The 482-nt window shown below is 72.8% G+C and carries 1 pseudogene; it reads left to right on the forward strand.

Annotation, left to right across the window (positions count from 1 at the left end):
- A pseudogene (locus tag BN1119_RS20655) lies at positions 1 to 482 on the forward strand (MMPL family transporter); the annotation flags it as partial.

A 482-nucleotide genomic window follows, 5' to 3' on the forward strand; every position in this document is an offset into this window, starting at 1 on the left:
CCTGCTGGCCGCCCTGCTGACAGTGCTCTGCCTGTTCCCGCTCTGGCTGGGGCCTCTGCCCTTGGGCACCCCCAGGGTCGTGACGTGGCTGGAAGCCTGGCTCGCCCTCTGGCGCGAGCGGCGCTGGCTGCGCACCGGCCTGCCCCTGCTCTGCCTGCTGCTGGTGGTCTGGGGGCTCAGCCAGCTGCGGGTGGACGATGATATCGCCCGCCTGCAACCCCTGCCCACCCTGCTACAGGCCCAGGAGCGGCAGGTACAGCACCTCACCGGCCAGCAGGGAGGCATGGCGGGCTTTCTGGTGACGGGACCGGATGGGGAGACGGCGCTGCAACGGCTCGAAGCCCTGACCCCGGCCCTGGCCAGTGCCAGGGCGCAGGGGCAGCTGGCGGGTTTCGTCTCCCTGAGCGGGTGGTTGCCCTCCCTGGCGCGCCAGCAGGCCGATCACGACGCCCTGGCGCGCCTGCTGCCCGAGGTGGTGGCGC

It is taken from the genome of Aeromonas bivalvium (assembly GCF_000819765.1).
GTDB classification, from domain to species: Bacteria; Pseudomonadota; Gammaproteobacteria; order Enterobacterales; family Aeromonadaceae; genus Aeromonas; species Aeromonas bivalvium.